We start from the raw sequence: 19013 nt of genomic DNA, 5'->3' as shown, positions 1-19013 counted from the left end.
TAGCTGTTTTTTTATGGTTGGAATTTTAAATTTTTCCTCCAATCTCCTTAAATTTTTCGACAAAAGCAGCAAGCTTTTCAAATACAGTTCGTTTTTTCGTTCTATATTGCGGATTTAAAGGGCTAAGTTTTGGTAGCGCTTCATTCAATGCTGTACCATTTTCACTCGCATAGCCACGTTTTAAAGAGGCTGAAATATAGCGTTTTGCAGCTTCTTCATTAAGTTTTTCATTCTTAATGAGTTCATTCGCTTCTTTTTCTTGCTCTAATTGGGCAAATTTATAAAAGGACTCTATAATTTCAACTCTATCAGGAATACTATTAAGATCAGTTTGCTGGATAAAGTCAATAATTAAACTTTCTTTTGCTCGGTGCCCCACGCTTGAACGAATAATTCTGCGAACTTCTTTAATTAGATCGGACTTATTATTGGTTTTCTTATTTTCATCAAAAATTAATTCTAAAATATAATCTAAATTAATTTCTTGTGATTTTAATAGATCGACTTCGAAAACCACATCACTCCAATCTATATTGGATATTTCTTGACCATTTCCATCGGTTTGTTGGCGCTGCCAATCACGAATATCATTATAAGTGGAAAGATAGTCTTGACGGATTTTCTCAGGCAAAACAATAGGATCTGTTACATATTCACCATTTCCCTCATTAATTTGATTTCCAGAATTACTACTATCTGTAATTGCATTATATTCATCATAATTTCTTAAAATATTATCAATACGCAAATACTCACCAAATAATTTCGCAAAGGCTTTCTTATCTGATTCTTTTTCTATAGCAGTGGGATCAGGAAATCTCGTTTGTAACTCTTTAACAATTTCTTTATATCCTCGAACTCGCTCACCAGCATCATTTACATAACCATTCATATAATCCTGATAGCTACGTTCTAGCACCACATTTTTAGTATTTTTATCGCCAAAAAGCGTAATGGCATCAATGGTGGCTTGCTCCAAATCTCGGAAAGTCACAATATTGCCGAAAGTTTTGGTGCGGTTAAAAATGCGGTTGGTGCGCGAATAGGCTTGAATCAGCCCGTGATAACGCAGGTTTTTATCCACAAATAGGGTATTTAAGGCAGGTGCATCAAAGCCCGTTAAAAACATACCCACCACAATCAGCAGATCAATTTCTTGATTTTTGACCCGTTTGGCAAGGTCGCGGTAATAATTTTGAAATTCCTTGCTATCCACGCCGTAATTGGTTTGAAACATAGCGTTATAGTCGCCAATGGCTGCCTGCAAAAATTCCTTAGCAGAGCTGTTCATCGCCGTGGGTTCAAAGTTTTCATCTTCAATATCGCCAATGGCATCTTGCGCTTCATTGGGCGCAAAAGAAAAAATGGTAGCAATTTTTAGCGGATTTTCTACCGCACTTTGTAATTGTTTAAAAATCTCATAATAATGCTTAGCGGCTTCTACACTACTTACGGCAAACATCGCATTAAATCCCTTGCCTGAAGCATTGAGGCGGTGGGTTTTTTGTTTAAAGTGCTTCAAGACATAACGGGCAATTTCGTTTAAGCGCTCGGGGTGCAAAAGGGCTTGCTTGTTTTCAAGGGCTGAGAGTTCTTTAAGATCTTGCTCTTGCTCTGCGGCTCTAAATTTAGGGCGGACATCGTTATAATCGACTTTAAATTTCAGCACTTTTTCATCACGAATGGCATCAGTGATGACATAAGAATGCAATTCCCTGCCAAAGACGCTTTGCGTGGTTTCTGAGCCTAAGGCATTTTGCGGGAAAATCGGCGTACCAGTGAAACCAAACTGGCAGAATTTTTTAAATTTCTTTTTAAGATTTTTCTGTGCTTCGCCAAACTGTGAGCGGTGGCATTCATCAAAAATAAATACCACAGGCTGGCTGTAAATCGCCAAATTCTCTTCTGATTTCATCAGATTGTTGAGCTTTTGAATGGTGGTTACGATGATTTTATTATCATCTTTTTCAATATTGCGTTTTAAGCCAGCGGTGCTGTCGGAACCATTGACGCTATCAGGGGAAAAGCGCTGATACTCCTTCATGGTTTGATAGTCTAAATCTTTTCTATCCACCACAAAGAACACTTTGCTAATAAAATCTAGTTCCGTAGCAAGGCGTGCGGCTTTAAAACTGGTTAGGGTTTTGCCTGAACCTGTGGTGTGCCAAATAAAACCGCCGCTTTCAGGCTTGCTCCAATTGTTACTTAGATGAGTGCTGCGGATTTTCCAAAGAATGCGTTCGGTGGCAGCAATCTGATAAGGGCGCATAATCAGCAGCGTGTTGCTGACATCAAAAACAGAATAATGCAGCAGCACATTAAGCAGGGTATTTTTTTGGAAAAAAGTGGCGGTGAAATCTTTTAAATCTTTAATCAGCTCATTATTGGACTTTGCCCAATTCATCGTAAAATCAAAGCTATTTTTATCGCGCTTGGTAGTGTTGGCAAAATAGCGCGTATCCGTGCCGTTGGAAATGACGAAAATCTGCAAATATTTAAACAGGGAGTTTTCTGCATTAAAGCTCTCTTTTGTGTAACGATGCACTTGGTTGAACGCCTCACGAATTGCGACCCCGCGTTTTTTCAGCTCAATTTGCACCAGCGGCAAGCCATTGACTAGCACCGTCACATCATAGCGATTGGCGTGCGTGCCTGTTTGCTCAAATTGCGTAATCACCTGCAAGCGGTTGCGCTGAATGTTCTTTTTGTCTACTAGATAAATATTCTGGATTCGCCCATCATCAAACACGAAATCATAGATATAATCGTGGTGAATTTTTCGGGTTTTATCAATAAGGGTTTCCGCAGGTGGATCAAGATACTCCGCCACAAAACGCGCCCATTCTTCATCACTGAAACGCACCTCATTCAGCCGTTGTAGTTGCTCGCGCACATTTGCCAAAAGGTTGTCATTGGTGGTGAGGTCTTGGCGGAATTCATAGCCTTGCTGCACGAGGTCGGCGATAAATTCCCGCTCCAAATCCGCCTCGCTTTGGTAGTGGCTGGGCTGTTCAATTTTTTCGTATTTATCCAATATGATAAATTCATCTGTTTCGGCGATGGGGGTGGTTTGTGTGGTCATCTTTTACCTCTAAAAACTTGCTTATTGCGTAGCAAAACTTGCTTAAACAAAATAAATCTTTGTTTTTCAATACGTTGAGAGATTATGGTTACCTTGCTTAAGCCATGCAAAATCTTGCTTCATCTTGCTTAAAATTCAAAAGCAAATCTCGATAATACTCATATTGCTTCTGCCGCAGTTCAATTTCTTTGGGCAGGCCGTCTGAAAGGGAGCTGGTGAGCGTATGGAATTTATCCAAGATGGCGGCAATGCGTTTTTGTTCTTCCAATGAAGGAACGGGAATTTTATAGTTAGAAATCATCTGAAGATTTAATCCCCCTCGTGTACCACTTCCCGATGAAATTTGTCTTAAATTTTCATATTGAGTAAGTAAAAAATGATAGACAAAATCATGGTTTATTTTTTCTTCATTAAAAGTAAGTGAAGCCAAAGATTGATTGGTTGTTAAATCTATTCTTGTTCGTGCTACTTTCCCGCGAGTTTTGCCTTGCCCAGCTAATGCAATCACTATGGAATTTTTGGGAACAAATTTGGCGCTAGAGTTATCAAGTCCTAACTGTGTAATAAATTTTTCTGTTTGATAAATAGTTTCTAAATTAACTTCTCCAGAACTCATCCAAGGGATTGAACCGTTCTCCCAATATTCAGGAATATTTGTTTTTGGCGTTCCTCCTGAATAAATTTTTTCACAGATCTCCCCCAACGTTCTCCACTCTACTTCATCGCCAAAGGTGAGCAATTTGTCGCGATAGTGTTGATATTGTTTCTGGCGTAGGGTAAGCTCGCTGGTAAGCTCGCTGGTAATCGCTGTAAATGCGTCTAAAATTCGGGCGATTTCTCTTTGTACAGACAGCGGGGGAATGGGGATTTTTATTTTTGAATATTTAGAAATCCACTGTCGTGCATGATCTTCTGGTTTATAGTGAATACATTTCATAGCATAGAAAACATACTTGAAATGTATAGTATCTCCCTTTGGTGACAGCATTTTCATGGCGGAAGATTTGACTTTAAAAGGAAAATCTACCCAATGAAAGGAAGTTGTAAAATCATCAAAAATAATTACAGGATTTTCCTTTGAGGCTTGATAAATCCCATCTGTTTCGTTGGTGTAGCCCAAAATAAAACTTTGTCCAGCAGTGAGAACAGGCGTTTCATGCTCATCTGAATACTCTTTGGATTTTACTAAAAAGGGTGTAGGTTGCTCATAATCTAAAACTTCCCCCAGTGTTTTCCATTCTACGGGTGCGCCTTGTAGTAGTTTTTCTAAGTAGTTCATAGCTGTTTCTTCTTCGTCTTTTGGGTTAATGTTTTAATTTCTTTCAGGTAGTCTTCTTCTACGGGGCTGAGGGTTTTTGCCTTGTATTTACGGAGTTCGGCTTTGGCTTTTTCTTGCGCTCGGGCAGAAGAGATTTTGCCAGCATTTTCCAGCACTTTTCTGCCCGTTGATGCCAAAATGGTATCCAGTTCGCGTAAGAAGTCTGCCATACGCATTTCGCGCTCTTCTAGGGCGTTGAGTTCGGCTAGGTCAAAGTAGGCGGCAACGAGGTTGTTCAGGATTCTGAGTTCTTTTTCTTCCAAGAAGTTTTTGGCGATCATGGCTTCTGCCTGCGTGGGCTGTGCGCCTTTAAAGTGGGTTAGTCCGGCAAAAGGCTTGTCGCTGTCTACACGGTAGTAGATGACTTCGCTGGCGGTATGGCCATGGGCGGCATAGTGCAGTTTGTTTTGTACGGTTTGGAAAAACTGCTTGCTGATGTCGCTTTGTGGGTCGTAATCGGTGGCGGTGGCATAGAGATCCAGCACTTGGCGGTACATCACTTTTTCGCTGGAACGAATGTCCTTGATGCGTGTTAAAAGTTCTTTCCAATAGCTGCCGCCGCCGAGGTTTTTCAGGCGTTCATCGTCCATAGTGAAGCCTTTGATCAGGTATTCTTTAAGCCGCGTGGTAGCCCATTGGCGGAAGCGAGTTCCTTGCAAGGATTTCACCCGATAGCCTACGGAGATGATGACATCAAGGTTGTAGTGTTCTACTTGGTAGGTTTTCCCATCGCTGGCAGTTGTTGCAAAATTTGCAACAACTGAATCTCTTTGCAGCTCTCCTTCTTCAAAAATATTTTTGATATGGCGAGAAACGGTGGATTTGTCTCTGCCAAAAAGCTGTGCCATTTGGTCTAGGCTCAGCCATACGGTTTCATCTTCTAGGGTTACCTTGATTTGTATGCCGCCATCTGCAGCGGTGTATAAAATCATCTCGCTCATGCTTCTATCTCTTTGATGATTTGGGCAATCTCCCCACGCAGCTGGCTGATTTTGGTAACGGTTTCCTCAATTTCGGCATTGAGCTGGTTGATGTCAATCACTTCGCGCGTGTCTTTTGTCTCTACATAGGTGCTCACGGAAAGATTGTAATCATTTTGCGCGATGGTGCTGTTGTCCACCATGGCGCAGAGATGTGGCTCATCTTCTTTTTTGTCAAAAAGTTCGATGATGTGGGCGATATGATCATCGGTCAGCACATTGTTATTGGTTTCTTTTTTGAAAAATTCCTCGCCATTTGCATTGATGAACTGGGTTTTTGTATCAGGTTTGTGTTTGGAAAGTACCAAAATATTCACCGCGATGGTTGTGCCAAAGAACAGGTTTGGCGGCAGGGCGATAATGCTTTCCACAAAGTTATTGTCTACCAAATATTGGCGGATTTTTTGCTCAGCACCGCCACGGTAAAAAATTCCAGGGAAGCTTACTATTGCCGCACGCCCTCTGGCAGAAAGATAGCTTAGTGAATGTAAAACAAAAGCAAAGTCGGATTTAGCTTTTGGTGCTAATACGCCTGCAGGTGCAAATCGTTCATCATTAATTAAAGTTGGATCATCACTTCCAACCCATTTTAATGAATAAGGTGGGTTAGAAACAATAGCATCAAACCTGTCTTCATCACTAAATTTAGGCGTTAATAGTGTGTCTCCTAATTCAATATCAAATTTATCATAATTAATGTTATGCAGGAACATATTCATTCGAGCAAGGTTATAAGTAGTCTGATTACGTTCTTGACCAAAAAATCCTTCTTCAATTAGATGAGAATCAAATTGTTTTTTGGCTTGCAATAGTAGTGAACCTGATCCGCAGGCTGGATCGTAAATTTTATTCACTATTTTTTGTCCGTGTAGCGCGAGTTGTGCAATAAGTTTAGACACACTTTGGGGAGTGAAATATTCTCCACCCGATCTACCCGCATTAGCGGCATAATTGGAAATCAAAAATTCATAGGCATCGCCAAAAAGGTCAATATGATTATCCTCAAAATCGCCAAAATCCAAATCTGCCACGCCTTTAATCACGGCAGCAAGACGTTTATTTTTATCCTCTACCGTGTTGCCCAGTCGGGAGCTTGTAACATCAAAATCAGCAAAAAGCCCTTTAATATCATGCTCGGAATCGTACCCGTTAGCAGAGCTTTCAATAGCGTCAAAGATTTTTTTCAAATCCATATTTAGCTCAGGGTTGATGTGAGCATTTTTGGCAATATTGGCAAAAAGCTGTGAGGGATAGATGAAATAGCCTTTGGTTTTAATCGCATCATCTTTAATCTCTGGCGTGATGGCATCATCAGGAAAGCTGGCGTAATTTACATCAGGATCGCCACCTTCAATGTAATGACAAAAATTTTCGCTGATAAAGCGGTAAAAAAGTGTGCCTAAAACGAATTGTTTAAAATCCCAGCCGTCTACGGCGCCGCGTACGTCGTTAGCAATTTGCCAGATTCTGCGCTGCAATTCAGCGCGTTGCTGAGTACTTGTCATTTGTATTCTCCCAAGATTTGATGATATTTATTCTACTTATATTGTACTTACTAATTGTGTATTGATGAATCTGTTACTCCCCAAAATCCGCTGGTAAATGATGCAACATCGCTTTCCAAATGCTGCTGCTGCGTTCGCGGTTTTCCGCTAGGCATTGAATGGCAAGTTCAACATTACCTTGTTCGCAGCTTTGGCGTAGGGCTTGGTAAAATTGCATAGTGAATTGGCGTGATTTGGCTTCAGAAAAGAATAACGATGCCACTTGGTGATAGAGATCTTTAAAGCTATTTAGAATTAAGCCATAGACGGGTTTGTTCGCCACAAAGGTAAAAGAGCGGTATAAATTATAGTCAAATTCTGCGTAGGCTTGTGGGGTGTCGGCCAAGTGCGGTAGGTTTTCAAATAATTTTAATGAAGCGGCAGGATCGGTTTGAATGGCTTCTGGGATATAATGTTCGCCCATTCGAGTGCGCAAAGATACCACATTGGTGATGATCACAGGAATGGTGGATTTATCAAGCTGAATCAGCGTGCTGATAATGTTCGGCCCGGCGGTTTCCCATACATTATTCACGCGGGTTGGCTTGCCGTGTTGAATGCTTAACCAGCCATCACGGGCAAGGCGTTGCAACACTTCTCGCAATGTCGTTCTGGTTACCCCGATTTTTTCTGCTAATTCCCGTTCTGCTGGTAGATCAGAACCCGGTGGAAAATGGTTATTCCAAATGCTTTTTACAATATATTCCTCAGCTAATCCCGCTGGGCTTTGGGCTTTAAGAAGCGACTGATGATTATTCATACTTTTGCGCAATTATTTGTTGAAAAATTTGTGATATAGATAACAAAATAGAGATTTGTTATTATCCTTGAAAGGTGGATATATTACAATTAGCACAGTTATATTTTTTCGTTTTAAAGTAAAGGTCGTAATATGAACTATTCTCAAGCATTTCTGAAAAATTTTCTTGGTTCAAGTCCTGATTGGTACAAACTGGCAATAGTCGGATTTTTAGTTTTAAATCCGATTTTGTTTTTTTGTGTTAGCCCATTTATTGCAGGCTGGGTGCTGGTTGCGGAGTTTATTTTAACGCTTGCAATGGCGTTGAAATGTTATCCATTACAACCCGGCGGGCTGCTAGCCATTGAAGCGGTGATGATTGGAATGACTCACCCCGAACACGTTAAAGAAGAAATTATGGCAAATTTTGAAGTAATTTTGCTGTTAATGTTTATGGTGGCTGGCATTTATTTTATGAAACAGCTGCTCCTTTTCATTTTTACCAAGCTGTTACTCAACATTCGTTCCAAATTGGTGTTATCCCTTTCATTTAGCTTAAGTGCGGCATTTCTTTCCGCATTTTTAGATGCCTTAACCGTGGTGGCGGTGATTATTAGCGTGGGAATGGGGTTTTACGGTGTATATCATAAAGTGGCATCGGGCAAACAATTTGATGATTCTGATGATATTAATGATGACAAACACATTGGCAATAGCCGTGAAACCTTGGAAGAATTTCGTGCCTTTTTGCGTAGCTTAATGATGCACGCAGCCGTGGGAACGGCATTAGGCGGCGTGATGACAATGGTCGGCGAGCCGCAAAATCTGATCATTGCTGAACAAGCAAAATGGGGCTTTGGTGAATTCTTTTTCCGTATGACACCAGTTACCGTGCCAATTTTAATTTGTGGCGCATTAACTTGCCTTGTGGTGGAAAAATTCCGCTTATTTGGTTATGGTGCGAAACTTCCGCGTAAAGTGTGGGGCGTACTGGCTAAATTTGACCGTAATCGCCAGCTTAAAATGAACAATCAAGAACGCGTAAAATTGGTAGTCCAAGCCTTGGTGGGCGTATGGTTAGTGGTTGGCTTGGCGTTCCATTTGGCCGCAGTCGGGCTAATTGGGCTAAGTGTCATTATTTTATGTACATCAGCTTGCGGTATTACCAGCGAACACGCGCTCGGTAAAGCCTTTGAAGAATCCTTGCCATTCACTGCATTGTTGGTGGTGTTCTTCTCAGTGGTCGCGGTGATTGTGGATCAGCACCTGTTTGCGCCTATCATTGATCTTGTGCTTTCTGCTTCCGAAGATGTGCAATTAATGCTGTTCTATGTTTTCAATGGGGTGTTATCCGCGATTTCTGATAACGTATTTGTGGCAACGGTTTATATTAACGAAGCAAAAGCCGCATTGGAACAACAGATTATTTCGCCACATCAATTTGAATTAATTGCTGTTGCCATCAACACAGGGACAAACTTGCCATCGGTGGCAACGCCAAATGGGCAAGCGGCATTTTTATTCTTGCTGACTTCTTCACTTGCGCCGTTGATTCGTTTGTCTTACGGAAGAATGGTTTATATGGCGCTACCTTATACAATTGTGTTATCTTTAGTGGGGTTATTTGCGGTAGAATTTTTATTACCAGCAATGACACAACTTTTAGCACAAATTGGATTAATTACGCCAGTATAAGAAGGATTCCCAATGCTGAAATATTTCAAACAGTTATCGCTCAATCGTGGTGGTTGGTTGCTTTTATTGATCTCAACAATTGCGTTAGAAAGCACCGCACTTTATTTTCAACACGGAATGGGGTTGGCCCCTTGCGTAATGTGTATTTACGAACGAGTCGCCTTGTTTGGCATTACATTTTCAGCATTAATTGGCTTGCTTTATCCGCGCGCATTAATTTTGCGTTTATTGGCATTATTGGTGGGCTTGGGCAGCGCGGTGAAAGGCTTATTGCTGGCCATTAAACACGTTGATTATCAGCTCAATCCTGCACCTTGGAATCAATGTTCTTATATGGCTGAATTTCCACAAACCTTGCCGTTAGACCGCTGGTTGCCTTATGTATTTAATCCAACGGGATCTTGCGCGGAGATTAGTTGGTCTTTCTTAGGCTTTTCAATGGCACAATGGATTGTGGTGATTTTCGCCTTTTATAGTTTATTATTGGCGGTTTTATTAATTAGCCAATTTAAACGGGTAGAGCAAAATCGTAATATTTTTAGATAGTTTATTGTGATTGAAAGATAAAAAGTGCGGTGAAAATTTCTGATTTTTTCACCGCACTTTTTTATTTGCTATATTTTTTATTTGCTATGCAGAAGAATTCATTTAATGGGCTAATTGAATAGAAATATCTGCTAGCTTTTCCCACACATCATCACTAAATTCAAGTTTTACCAAACGTTCTAATTCAGCGAGCTGTTGAATGATTTTATACAATTTGCGATAAGTTAAGCGTTGGATCGCTTGCAGAAAAAGCGGGCGGCGTGATTGCCAAATTTTGAGTTGATCAAACTGTTCGCGCAATTTTGCGGTAGAAAGCGGTTGATCAATATTGTTCATTCCTTGTTGTGGTTGAGTAAGCGTTAGGATCGTAATTAGCTCGCGTTGTAAGGTGCGCAATAAAATCACGGGCTGAATGTCTTCGCCACGTAAACCGTCTAAAATGCGTCTTGCACGCTGGCTTTTCCCCTCCAACAAGGCATCAATCCATTGAAACACGGTGAAAACGGAAGATTGTTCCACCACATTTTGCACTTTAGATAAGGTGATTTTTTCTTTCGGATAAAGCAAGGCGAGCAGTTGTAAGGTTTGTTTTAAGGCAAGAAGATTATTTTCGTAGCTGTAACACAAAAGCTGGATTGCTTCTGGCTCAACAAAAATCTCTAAGGCTTTGCTGCGCCCTACAATCCAACGGGGGAGCTGTTCAATATTTGGTGTCTGACAATTGACGATAGAAAATTGCGCATCAAACTGATTAGCTTGCACAAACCAATCTTGCTTTTCCATTGGTTTGGTGAGCTTTGCCGTTTGTAGAATAAGCAACACGTCTTGACTTAATAAGCCAACTAATTCGGCTAAACGCTTTTGTAAAGGTGCGGTGAGATTTTCAGGAAAATTTAGCAATAAAATTTGACAGCTAAAAAATAAGCCCATTGATTGCACTTGTTCGTTTAATGCGATCCAATCGGTGCTGTTATCCAGAGTGATTTCATTTTTTTCATCAAAGCCTTGCTGCTTTGCTACAGCACAGATGAGATCCTTGCTTTCTTGTAAAAGCAAGGGATCTTGCCCCACCAGACAATAAATTGATGCCAATTTTTTCTCTAGCGAGGCACTCAGCTGATCAGCAAACAGACGTTGCATTATTGGCTTTTCACCTGTTGTTTTAACGCCACCATTTTGGTGATCAGTTGACGCGCAGCTTGTTCACGCATATCGTTCCAAATCACGTCTTTCTCGGCAGATTTCGCTAAGGCAGCGCGCGAGTTATCAAAGAAAGTGCGTGTAACTTGGGTGTTAATTGGATAACGTTGCTTATTTTTAAGCTGAACGCTGGCTTCCACTTGCAACACTAACACTTTTTCCGCCTCACGCCCCTGTTTGAAAATAGACGCCACTTCGCTATTCTCACGAGCATTATTTAAGCGCAACACCACCACATCACCTTGCTCAACAAGCTGAATGTTATTGGCTCGCAACTGCTTGCGCATAGCAATCGTCATCGCATCATAAGGATCACTACTTTCCAAACGCAATGTTTTCATCTCTTGTGGAATTAATTCACCATTTTCAAAGTGGAAACCACAAGCCGTAAGTGCAGCCAACGCACCGACAAGGCATAATTTTTTAAGTAAATTCAACATAGTGTTTTCTCTTAATAATTCGCTCCACTCAATGAGTGGAGCGGTTGGATTATTTCGCGACAAAGCTAAATAACTTACCTGGTACATAGATGGTTTTCACAATGGTTAAACCGTCTAGGAATTTTTGTACATTCGGAGCGGCAAGGGCGATTTCTTTAATGGCGTCTTCTGTCATATCCGCAGGCACGGTGATTTTCGCACGCACTTTGCCGTTTACTTGCACCACCACCAGTTTTTCATCATCAACCATTGCTTGCGCATCGGCTTTCACCCAAGGGGCGAAGTCAATGGCGTCTTGGTTGCCAAGCTCTTTCCATAATTGGAAACAAATGTGTGGGGTGATTGGGTAAAGCATTCTTACCACTGCATTTAAGGCTTCTGCCATTACTGCGCGATCTTGTTCATCGTCCAATGGCGCTTTGGTTAATTTGTTCATTAACTCCATTACCGCAGCAATCGCCGTGTTAAAGGTTTGGCGGCGACCAATATCATCGCTGACTTTCGCAATGGTTTTATGCACATCACGGCGAAGCGCTTTTTGGCTACTGGAAAGTGCGGTCGGATTTAGCGCAGTTTTTGCTGGATTTTGGCTGTATTCAAACACTAAATTCCATAAACGGCGTAGGAAACGATTTGCCCCTTCCACGCCTGATTCTTGCCATTCCAAGGTCATTTCCGCAGGGGAGGCAAACATCATAAATAAGCGCACGGTATCCGCACCGTATTTTTCCACCATTTCTTGTGGGTCAATACCGTTGTTTTTCGATTTTGACATTTTTGTCATTCCGCTGTGGACTAACTCGCGTCCTTCATCATCAATGGCACGGATAATGCGTCCTTTCTCATCACGTTCAAGAGTTACTTTCGTTGGTGATACCCAAATGCGCTCGTTGGTGTCGCTGGTGTAATAGAAGGCATCAGCCAATACCATTCCTTGACACAATAATTTGTTTGCTGGCTCGTCAGAGTTTACCAAGCCCGCATCACGTAATAATTTGTGGAAGAAGCGGAAGTAAAGCAAGTGCATTGTGGCGTGTTCGATGCCGCCGATATACTGATCCACAGGCAACCAATAATTGGCTTCATCAGGGTTGAGCATTGCTTGGTGGAAATCTGGGCAAGTGTAGCGTGCGTAATACCAAGAGGATTCCATAAAGGTATCAAAGGTATCCGTTTCTTTCAAAGCTGGCTCGCCGTTGTAGGTGGTTTTCGCCCACTCAGGATCGGCTTTGATCGGGCTACGCACGCCGTCCATTACCACATCTTCAGGCAATACAATCGGCAAATCTTGCAACGGAGCTGGTACAACCTCGCCATTTTCAAGGGTAAGCATTGGGATCGGTGCGCCCCAATAACGCTGACGAGAAACACCCCAGTCGCGTAAGCGGTAATTCACTTGGCGTTTGCCCACGCCCATTTGTTCCAATTTATCCGCAATGCCTTTGAATGCTGCGTCAAAATCTAAGCCGTCAAATTCTGCTGAATTGATCAAAATACCGTGTTCGGTGTAGGCCTGCTGTGATAAATCTAACGGGCTACCGTCTGCGGGTGTAATTACAGGATAAAGCGGTAAATCATATTTTTTAGCGAACTCATAATCACGCTCATCGTGCGCAGGCACAGCCATTACGGCACCTGTTCCATAGTGCATTAACACGAAATTCGCTACCCAAACAGGCACTAATTTTCCTGTAATCGGGTGAATGGCGTGAATGCCCGTTGCCATTCCTTTTTTCTCCATTGTGGCAAGCTCGGCTTCCGCCACTTTCGTGTTTTTAGCTTCTTGAATAAATTGCGCAAGTGTGGGGTTATTTTGCGCTGCTTTTTCTGCTAATGGGTGCGCGGCTGCCACAGCAAGATAAGACACGCCATAGAAAGTATCAGGACGCGTGGTATAAACTGTTACGGCTTCATCAGAATTTTCAATGTTGAAAGTAATTTCCACCCCTTCCGAACGGCCAATCCAGTTACGTTGCATTGTTTTCACCATATCTGGCCATTCTGGCAGATGATCTAAACCGCCCAATAATTGCTCGGCATATTCGGTGATTTTAATAAACCATTGTGGGATCTCTTTTTGTTCCACAGGCGTATCACAACGCCAGCAACACCCTTCGTGAACTTGCTCATTGGCAAGCACGGTTTCATCATTCGGACACCAGTTTACGCTAGAAGTTTTTTTATACACTAAACCTTTGCGATAAAGCTCTGTGAAGAACCATTGTTCCCACTTGTAATATTCAGGTTTGCAAGTAGCGATTTCACGATCCCAGTCAAAACCAAAGCCCAAAATTTTGAGCTGATTTTTCATATAATCAATATTTTCGTATGTCCATTTTGCAGGCGCGGTTTTATTTTTCACCGCCGCACCTTCCGCAGGCAAGCCAAATGCGTCCCAACCCATCGGCTGTAACACATTTTTACCGTTCATTCGCTGATAGCGCGAAATTACATCACCAATGGTGTAGTTGCGAACGTGTCCCATATGCAAGCGACCAGACGGATAGGGGAACATTGAAAGGCAATAATATTTCTCTTTGCTTGGATCTTGCACCGCTTTAAATGTTTTATTCTCAGCCCAATATTTCTGCACTTCAGGCTCAATTAAATCAGGGCGATATTGTTCTTGCATAATGTTACCTTTAAAAAATTATCAAAAAATTGACCGCACTTTGCCCATTTATTACGGCGATTTTAGGCGGCATAGATGAATAAGAAAATGTAGTATAGGATAGCGTAAAATGGGGAAAATTGATAGAACTATTGCGAAAATTGCCACCCTTATTGGTGGTGGCATTTCTCATACAACGGCACTAACTCTTGAATGGTTTGTGCGATAAATTCCACAGCATCAATGTGATCTAACTCGGCTTTTTCAATATTTTTCCCTATACAGAAAAAATCTTCATCATTGTTGAGTAAAAAATCCTGCGCAGAAAGCGACCGCACTTTGCGGAAATCGGCGTATCCACTTTCATCGCCACGCCAAAAATCAAAATCGGCATACTGAGTTTGATCCAGCTGTTCAAACCATTGGTTATATTGTTGTACATTGATTTGCGAGCGATCGGCGCGGTAGCAATGCCAATCAAGGCTCACTTGTAAACGGCGACGGTTTAAAATAACCGATAAAATGGCGGCAGAATTTTTGTTAAATTCATATTTGAAATAAGCGAAAAAATGCGCCCGCACTTGCCAACCGTTACACCATTTTTCAATATGGGGGTCAGCAAAAGGCGTGCCAAGGCGTTGAGCCACTTGCAAAATCGCCGTTTTCCATAAATTCCATTGCCGTTTGTAATCCGCTTTAATTTGCGGGATTTGCTCTGGGCAGAATTTTTTCATCTGGGCGAACTGGAAAAAAGGAAGATTGAACAGCTCGCAACTGGCAGAAGTAATCAGTTTTTCTTTCATAGGTTAGGTGTATTGTTTCATTGCAGGTTGAGTAAAATACTGTTTATCTTCCCAGCGTAGCATTGTCATTCGATTGCCCCACACGCAGCCGGTATCAAGGGCATAAATATTAGCTGGCGTAGGCGTATCCACTAAACTGGCCCAATGGCCAAAGACGATATTTTCCGTTTTGAATAGGGGATTATTAAGCCGAAACCAAGGGGTTAGCTCAGAGGGGGCTTGATCCACAGGAGCTTTGCAATCAAAATCAAGACGGTGATCGTAATAGCAAAAACGCATACGGGTAAACACGTTGATAATGTAACGTAGGCGATCGATGCCCTGTAAATCAGGCGACCAACGATCAGGCCGGTTATCATACATCTGTTCGATCATTGCATAATAATCACCGTGGCGTAGCACTTGCTCCACTTCGGCGGCACAGGCTTTTGCTGTTGCAAGATCCCAATCAGGCGAGATCCCAGCGTGAGTGAGTAAAAATCCTGCTTGTTGATTATGAATGAGCAAAGGTTGCTGGCGTAGCCAATCAATCAATTCGTGAAAATCAGGGGCGTTGAAAATGGCGTCCACGCGATCCTTGGGTTTGATTTTTTTAATGCCAAGTGCGGTGGAAATTAAGTGCAAATCGTGATTGCCCAGCACGGTGTGCGCCGCGTTACCAAGGGATTTGACTAAACGTAAACATTCAAGGGATTTATCCCCACGCGCCACCAGATCACCCACTAAATAAAGCACATCTTGGCTTGGATCGAAGTTTACCTTTTCCAACAAAGCGTGTAATTCGTCATAACAGCCTTGCAGATCGCCGACTAAATAGGTTGCCATATAAAATTCCATCAAAGGTTATAAATAGAACGATAAAAAAATGCACCTTACTTAAGGCAAGGTGCATTATCAGTTAGCAATTTGAATTAACCTTATTCCGCTGTTTTCGCTGAAGTAGCTTCAGCATAAACGTGGCTAATTGCATTGTGATGTCCCGCTGCGCCTTTACCGTAGAAATAGTAACGTGATTCTTTCCATTCTACGATAGGGTAGTCGCCTTCCGTGCTTGCAATCGCTTGGGCTGAAGTCATTTCAGAACGTGTATGTGGCACGGCTGAAACGGTGCCTAAACGGCCGTTAAACTCATAAGTGCGGTCGGTTTTTTCTGAAATTTCCACTTGCTCATTAGCGTGCGTTTGAGTGCTTTCAGCTGGCGCACTTGGTGCTGCTGCACTTTCACTATGCAAACGTTGTAATGAGGCTTGGACTTTTTTCTCCACCGATTCATTAGCTGGTTGTGTTACAAAACCTGCCAATGGGGTTGGCTCATTGCTTTCTTGCTGCACCAATAATTGGGTTGCAGGTGTAGTTACGGCAGTTTCATCGCTGCCATTTTGCTGTTCAAGCAATTCATCAACAGACAAGAAATTGTTCGATTTATTGCTCGCAAAAGCATTGCTATCAATCCACACTTTACCGCTCGCTAATTCTGGTGAAGCAACCGCTGCGAACAATGGCATTGGCGATTTTTCTTCTGGTGTACGATATTTACGCACGCGCAAATGACGCGGTAAACGGCGGCGATTATCGCGGCGTTTTTTGCTGTCATTTTGGTTGTTTTCGTTGATGATCGCATCAGTATTCGCTGTTGTATCTGTGGTTTCAACGCTTGCAACTGGCAACATTTCTTCAGCGTTAGGCGCTGTTTCTACCATAGGCAATGCGGTAGGGGATTGCTCAGCTGGCGTGATGATTGGCGCTGTTACATTTTCTTCAATACGCACTTTTTTGCGCAGATCACGGCGCTGGCGGCGTTGCTGTACTGGTGCATTGGTACTTTCGCTTGTGCTATTTTCTGTAACGATTGCGTTATCTTCAACCACTGGCAATGGTTTTTTGCTTTGCTTATTGCGACTAGGACGACTTTCTGTATTGTCGAAAGTGCGTTCATTGCGCTTATTCAAGTCTTCATTTGACTTTTGCTCATTGCGATTACGTCTTGTATTGCGGCGATCGTTATTACGGCGGCGATTATTTTTACCACGAGGTGCGGTCTTTTTTTGCTCCGTTTTTGTTGCAAACAGGCCTTTAATTTTGGCAATAAGCCCAGCAATAAAGCTCGATAATCCACCACTTTTCGGCTCAGTTGGCATTGGCGCTGGCGTTTCAATCGCCAAAGATACCGCCGCGTTTTCTAACACGTTTTCAGTGGTTACTGCTGCAGTTTCGATATTACGGCTTACTAAAGATTCTTCCGCATCAAAAGTATCTTCTTGTTCACGGTGAACTTTTGCAAGGTTGTAGCTTAAATGATGGTGATTTTCCCCTTCGCGAATACGGAATACACTAAAATGAGGTGTTTCCATTGCTTCATTCGGGGCAACCACAATATCCACATTATGACGTTTTTCAATATTGTTAATGGCGCGACGTTTTTCATTCAATAAGTAAGAGGCAATTTGTACCGGTACAATGGTGTGAACTTGCTTGGTGTTTTCTTTGATCGCCTCTTCTTCTAGCAACCGCAAAATGGATAAAGAAAGGGATTCATTATCACGAATTTTGCCTGTGCCTTGACAACGCGGGCAAACGTGGTGAGAAGATTCACCCAATGACGGGCTTAAACGCTGGCGGCTCATTTCTAATAAGCCAAAGCGAGAAATACGGCTAATTTGAATACGTGCGCGATCTTGACGCACCGCATCACGCATACGATTTTCCACTTCACGTTGATGACGAATTGGGGTCATATCAATGAAATCAATCACGATCAAACCGCCTAAATCGCGCAAACGTAATTGACGGGCAATTTCATCTGCCGCCTCAAGGTTGGTGTTGAGTGCGGTTTCTTCAATATCACCACCACGGGTTGAGCGTGCGGAGTTAATATCAATCGCCGTCAGTGCTTCAGTAACATCAATCACAATCGAGCCGCCAGACGGTAAACGCACTTCACGTTGGAAGGCTGATTCAATTTGCGATTCAATTTGATAATGGCTGAATAGTGGCACTTCGCCTTGATAAAGTTTAACGCGGTTGATGAAATCAGGACGCACTAATTTAATGTGTGCTTTGGCTTTTTCATAAACCTTTTGATTATCAATCAAAATTTCGCCAATATCACGGCGTAAGTAATCACGAATCGCACGCACGATCACATCACTTTCTTGATGAATTAAGAAAGGAGCAGGACGACTTTCAGAGGCTTGTTTAATGGCTTCCCAATGATGTAACAAGACTTTTAAATCCCATTGCAATTCTTCTGGCGATTTGCCGACCCCAGCGGTACGCACGATTAAGCCCACGCCTTCAGGCACATCAAGGGAACTCAGGGCTTCTTTTAACTCTAAGCGCTCCTCCCCTTCAATGCGACGTGAAATGCCACCCGCTCTAGGGTTGTTTGGCATAATCACCAAATAGCTTCCCGCCAACGAAATAAACGTGGTAAGAGCAGCCCCTTTATTGCCACGTTCTTCTTTGTTTACTTGCACGATAACTTCTTGCCCCTCGTGCAAAATATCACGAATATTTGGGCGACCTTGATAGACATAATCGGCGGGGAAATATTCACGGGCGATTTCTTTTAATGGAAGGAAACCGTGGCGTTCTGCGCCGTAATCAACAAATGCAGCCTCAAGGCTAGGTTCAACACGGGTAATACGGCCTTTATAAATATTGGCTTTTTTTTGTTCGTGTCCGGGACTTTCAATGTCCAAGTCAAATAATCGTTGCCCATCAACGAGAGCAACCCGCAACTCCTCTTTTTGGGTTGCATTAATTAACATTCTTTTCATTCGATTTTCTCTTATATTTTTATCTTAAATTTGTCATAAAAAATCACCGCACTTTGGCTTCGCAATCGACCTCGTGTCTGTCGCAAAATGTCATTCTCTCGACTGTCAGTTGCTGGGTGCATTGATTGCGTTATCGAAACGATCTTTCGATACAAACAAAATGACTGAAATCATTATTTTGCAAGCGTGGGAGATTTTTATCACACTCATTGTCTAATTTTCATTCTGCCATCACAGTAACAAAATCAAATTAGACGAAATTTATTTTATAAAACA

Annotated in this window: 13 protein-coding genes; 2 read left to right on the top strand and 11 right to left on the bottom strand. The window is 42.2% G+C overall.

Going from position 1 to position 19013, the window contains the following annotated elements:
• Positions 1-25: 25 nt before the first annotated feature.
• The 5 genes from L5B76_RS08050 to fadR all read right to left on the bottom strand — a co-directional run bounded on the left by L5B76_RS08050 (position 26) and on the right by fadR (position 7684).
• Positions 26-3082 carry a type I restriction endonuclease subunit R gene (locus L5B76_RS08050; protein WP_265754973.1) on the bottom strand — a complete coding sequence of 1019 codons (3057 nt, stop codon included), beginning with the start codon at positions 3080-3082 and terminating at the stop codon, positions 26-28.
• A gap of 97 nt (positions 3083-3179) precedes the next feature.
• Positions 3180-4361: a restriction endonuclease subunit S gene (locus tag L5B76_RS08045; RefSeq protein ID WP_265754972.1), complete on the bottom strand. Its 1182-nt coding sequence runs from the start codon at positions 4359-4361 to the stop codon at positions 3180-3182.
• Complete coding sequence (locus tag L5B76_RS08040; protein ID WP_442780792.1) at positions 4358-5332, bottom strand: virulence RhuM family protein; 975 nt, start codon at positions 5330-5332, stop codon at positions 4358-4360. The genes L5B76_RS08045 and L5B76_RS08040 overlap by 4 nt, the downstream gene beginning before the upstream one ends.
• 5 nt (positions 5333-5337) lie before the next feature.
• The gene (locus L5B76_RS08035; protein ID WP_265754970.1) at positions 5338-6885 is read right to left on the bottom strand and encodes a type I restriction-modification system subunit M; all 1548 of its coding nucleotides are present in this window, start codon (positions 6883-6885) and stop codon (positions 5338-5340) included.
• A gap of 73 nt (positions 6886-6958) precedes the next feature.
• Complete coding sequence (gene fadR / locus L5B76_RS08030; protein WP_103855494.1) at positions 6959-7684, bottom strand: fatty acid metabolism transcriptional regulator FadR; 726 nt, start codon at positions 7682-7684, stop codon at positions 6959-6961.
• A gap of 132 nt (positions 7685-7816) precedes the next feature.
• Between fadR and nhaB the strand changes: the two genes are divergently transcribed.
• A complete protein-coding gene (nhaB, locus tag L5B76_RS08025; protein WP_115249228.1) occupies positions 7817-9358 on the top strand; it encodes a Na(+)/H(+) antiporter NhaB in 1542 nt (513 codons plus the stop codon).
• A 12-nt stretch (positions 9359-9370) separates the two neighbouring features.
• Positions 9371-9904, top strand: a complete 534-nt coding sequence (gene dsbB, locus L5B76_RS08020; RefSeq protein WP_103855492.1) for a disulfide bond formation protein DsbB — start codon at positions 9371-9373, stop codon at positions 9902-9904.
• Between the two features lie 102 nt (positions 9905-10006).
• On the opposite strand, the gene holA is transcribed toward dsbB, so the two are convergent.
• The 6 genes from holA to rne all read right to left on the bottom strand — a co-directional run bounded on the left by holA (position 10007) and on the right by rne (position 18737).
• A complete protein-coding gene (gene holA / locus L5B76_RS08015) occupies positions 10007-11044 on the bottom strand; it encodes a DNA polymerase III subunit delta (protein WP_265754969.1) in 1038 nt (345 codons plus the stop codon).
• Entirely contained in the window at positions 11044-11544 is a 501-nt protein-coding gene (locus L5B76_RS08010) for an LPS-assembly lipoprotein LptE (protein ID WP_265754968.1), read from the bottom strand. The genes holA and L5B76_RS08010 overlap by 1 nt, the downstream gene beginning before the upstream one ends.
• Positions 11545-11593: 49 nt before the next feature.
• Positions 11594-14176, bottom strand: a complete 2583-nt coding sequence (gene leuS, locus L5B76_RS08005) for a leucine--tRNA ligase (protein WP_265754967.1) — start codon at positions 14174-14176, stop codon at positions 11594-11596.
• 149 nt (positions 14177-14325) lie between these two features.
• The gene (locus L5B76_RS08000; protein WP_265754966.1) at positions 14326-14958 is read right to left on the bottom strand and encodes an HI_0552 family protein; all 633 of its coding nucleotides are present in this window, start codon (positions 14956-14958) and stop codon (positions 14326-14328) included.
• Between the two features lie 3 nt (positions 14959-14961).
• The gene (gene apaH / locus L5B76_RS07995; protein ID WP_265754965.1) at positions 14962-15783 is read right to left on the bottom strand and encodes a bis(5'-nucleosyl)-tetraphosphatase (symmetrical) ApaH; all 822 of its coding nucleotides are present in this window, start codon (positions 15781-15783) and stop codon (positions 14962-14964) included.
• Positions 15784-15875: 92 nt separating this feature from the next.
• The gene (gene rne, locus L5B76_RS07990; RefSeq protein ID WP_265754964.1) at positions 15876-18737 is read right to left on the bottom strand and encodes a ribonuclease E; all 2862 of its coding nucleotides are present in this window, start codon (positions 18735-18737) and stop codon (positions 15876-15878) included.
• Positions 18738-19013 lie beyond the last annotated feature (276 nt).

The organism is Avibacterium sp. 21-594 (genome assembly GCF_026226815.1).
Lineage (GTDB): Bacteria > Pseudomonadota > Gammaproteobacteria > Enterobacterales > Pasteurellaceae > Avibacterium > Avibacterium avium.
This window is presented reverse-complemented; position numbering and strand designations above follow the sequence as displayed.

Bases quoted from the DNA above. Each gene is read 5' to 3' on its own strand.
- L5B76_RS08050 (WP_265754973.1), bottom strand. From the start codon at position 3,082: ATGACCACACAAACCACCCCCATCGCCGAAACAGATGAATTTATCATA.
- L5B76_RS08045 (WP_265754972.1), bottom strand. From the start codon at position 4,361: ATGAACTACTTAGAAAAACTACTACAAGGCGCACCCGTAGAATGGAAA.
- L5B76_RS08040 (WP_442780792.1), bottom strand. From the start codon at position 5,332: ATGATTTTATACACCGCTGCAGATGGCGGCATACAAATCAAGGTAACC.
- L5B76_RS08035 (WP_265754970.1), bottom strand. From the start codon at position 6,885: ATGACAAGTACTCAGCAACGCGCTGAATTGCAGCGCAGAATCTGGCAA.
- fadR (WP_103855494.1), bottom strand. From the start codon at position 7,684: ATGAATAATCATCAGTCGCTTCTTAAAGCCCAAAGCCCAGCGGGATTA.
- nhaB (WP_115249228.1), top strand. From the start codon at position 7,817: ATGAACTATTCTCAAGCATTTCTGAAAAATTTTCTTGGTTCAAGTCCT.
- dsbB (WP_103855492.1), top strand. From the start codon at position 9,371: ATGCTGAAATATTTCAAACAGTTATCGCTCAATCGTGGTGGTTGGTTG.
- holA (WP_265754969.1), bottom strand. From the start codon at position 11,044: ATGCAACGTCTGTTTGCTGATCAGCTGAGTGCCTCGCTAGAGAAAAAA.
- L5B76_RS08010 (WP_265754968.1), bottom strand. From the start codon at position 11,544: ATGTTGAATTTACTTAAAAAATTATGCCTTGTCGGTGCGTTGGCTGCA.
- leuS (WP_265754967.1), bottom strand. From the start codon at position 14,176: ATGCAAGAACAATATCGCCCTGATTTAATTGAGCCTGAAGTGCAGAAA.
- L5B76_RS08000 (WP_265754966.1), bottom strand. From the start codon at position 14,958: ATGAAAGAAAAACTGATTACTTCTGCCAGTTGCGAGCTGTTCAATCTT.
- apaH (WP_265754965.1), bottom strand. From the start codon at position 15,783: ATGGCAACCTATTTAGTCGGCGATCTGCAAGGCTGTTATGACGAATTA.
- rne (WP_265754964.1), bottom strand. From the start codon at position 18,737: ATGAAAAGAATGTTAATTAATGCAACCCAAAAAGAGGAGTTGCGGGTT.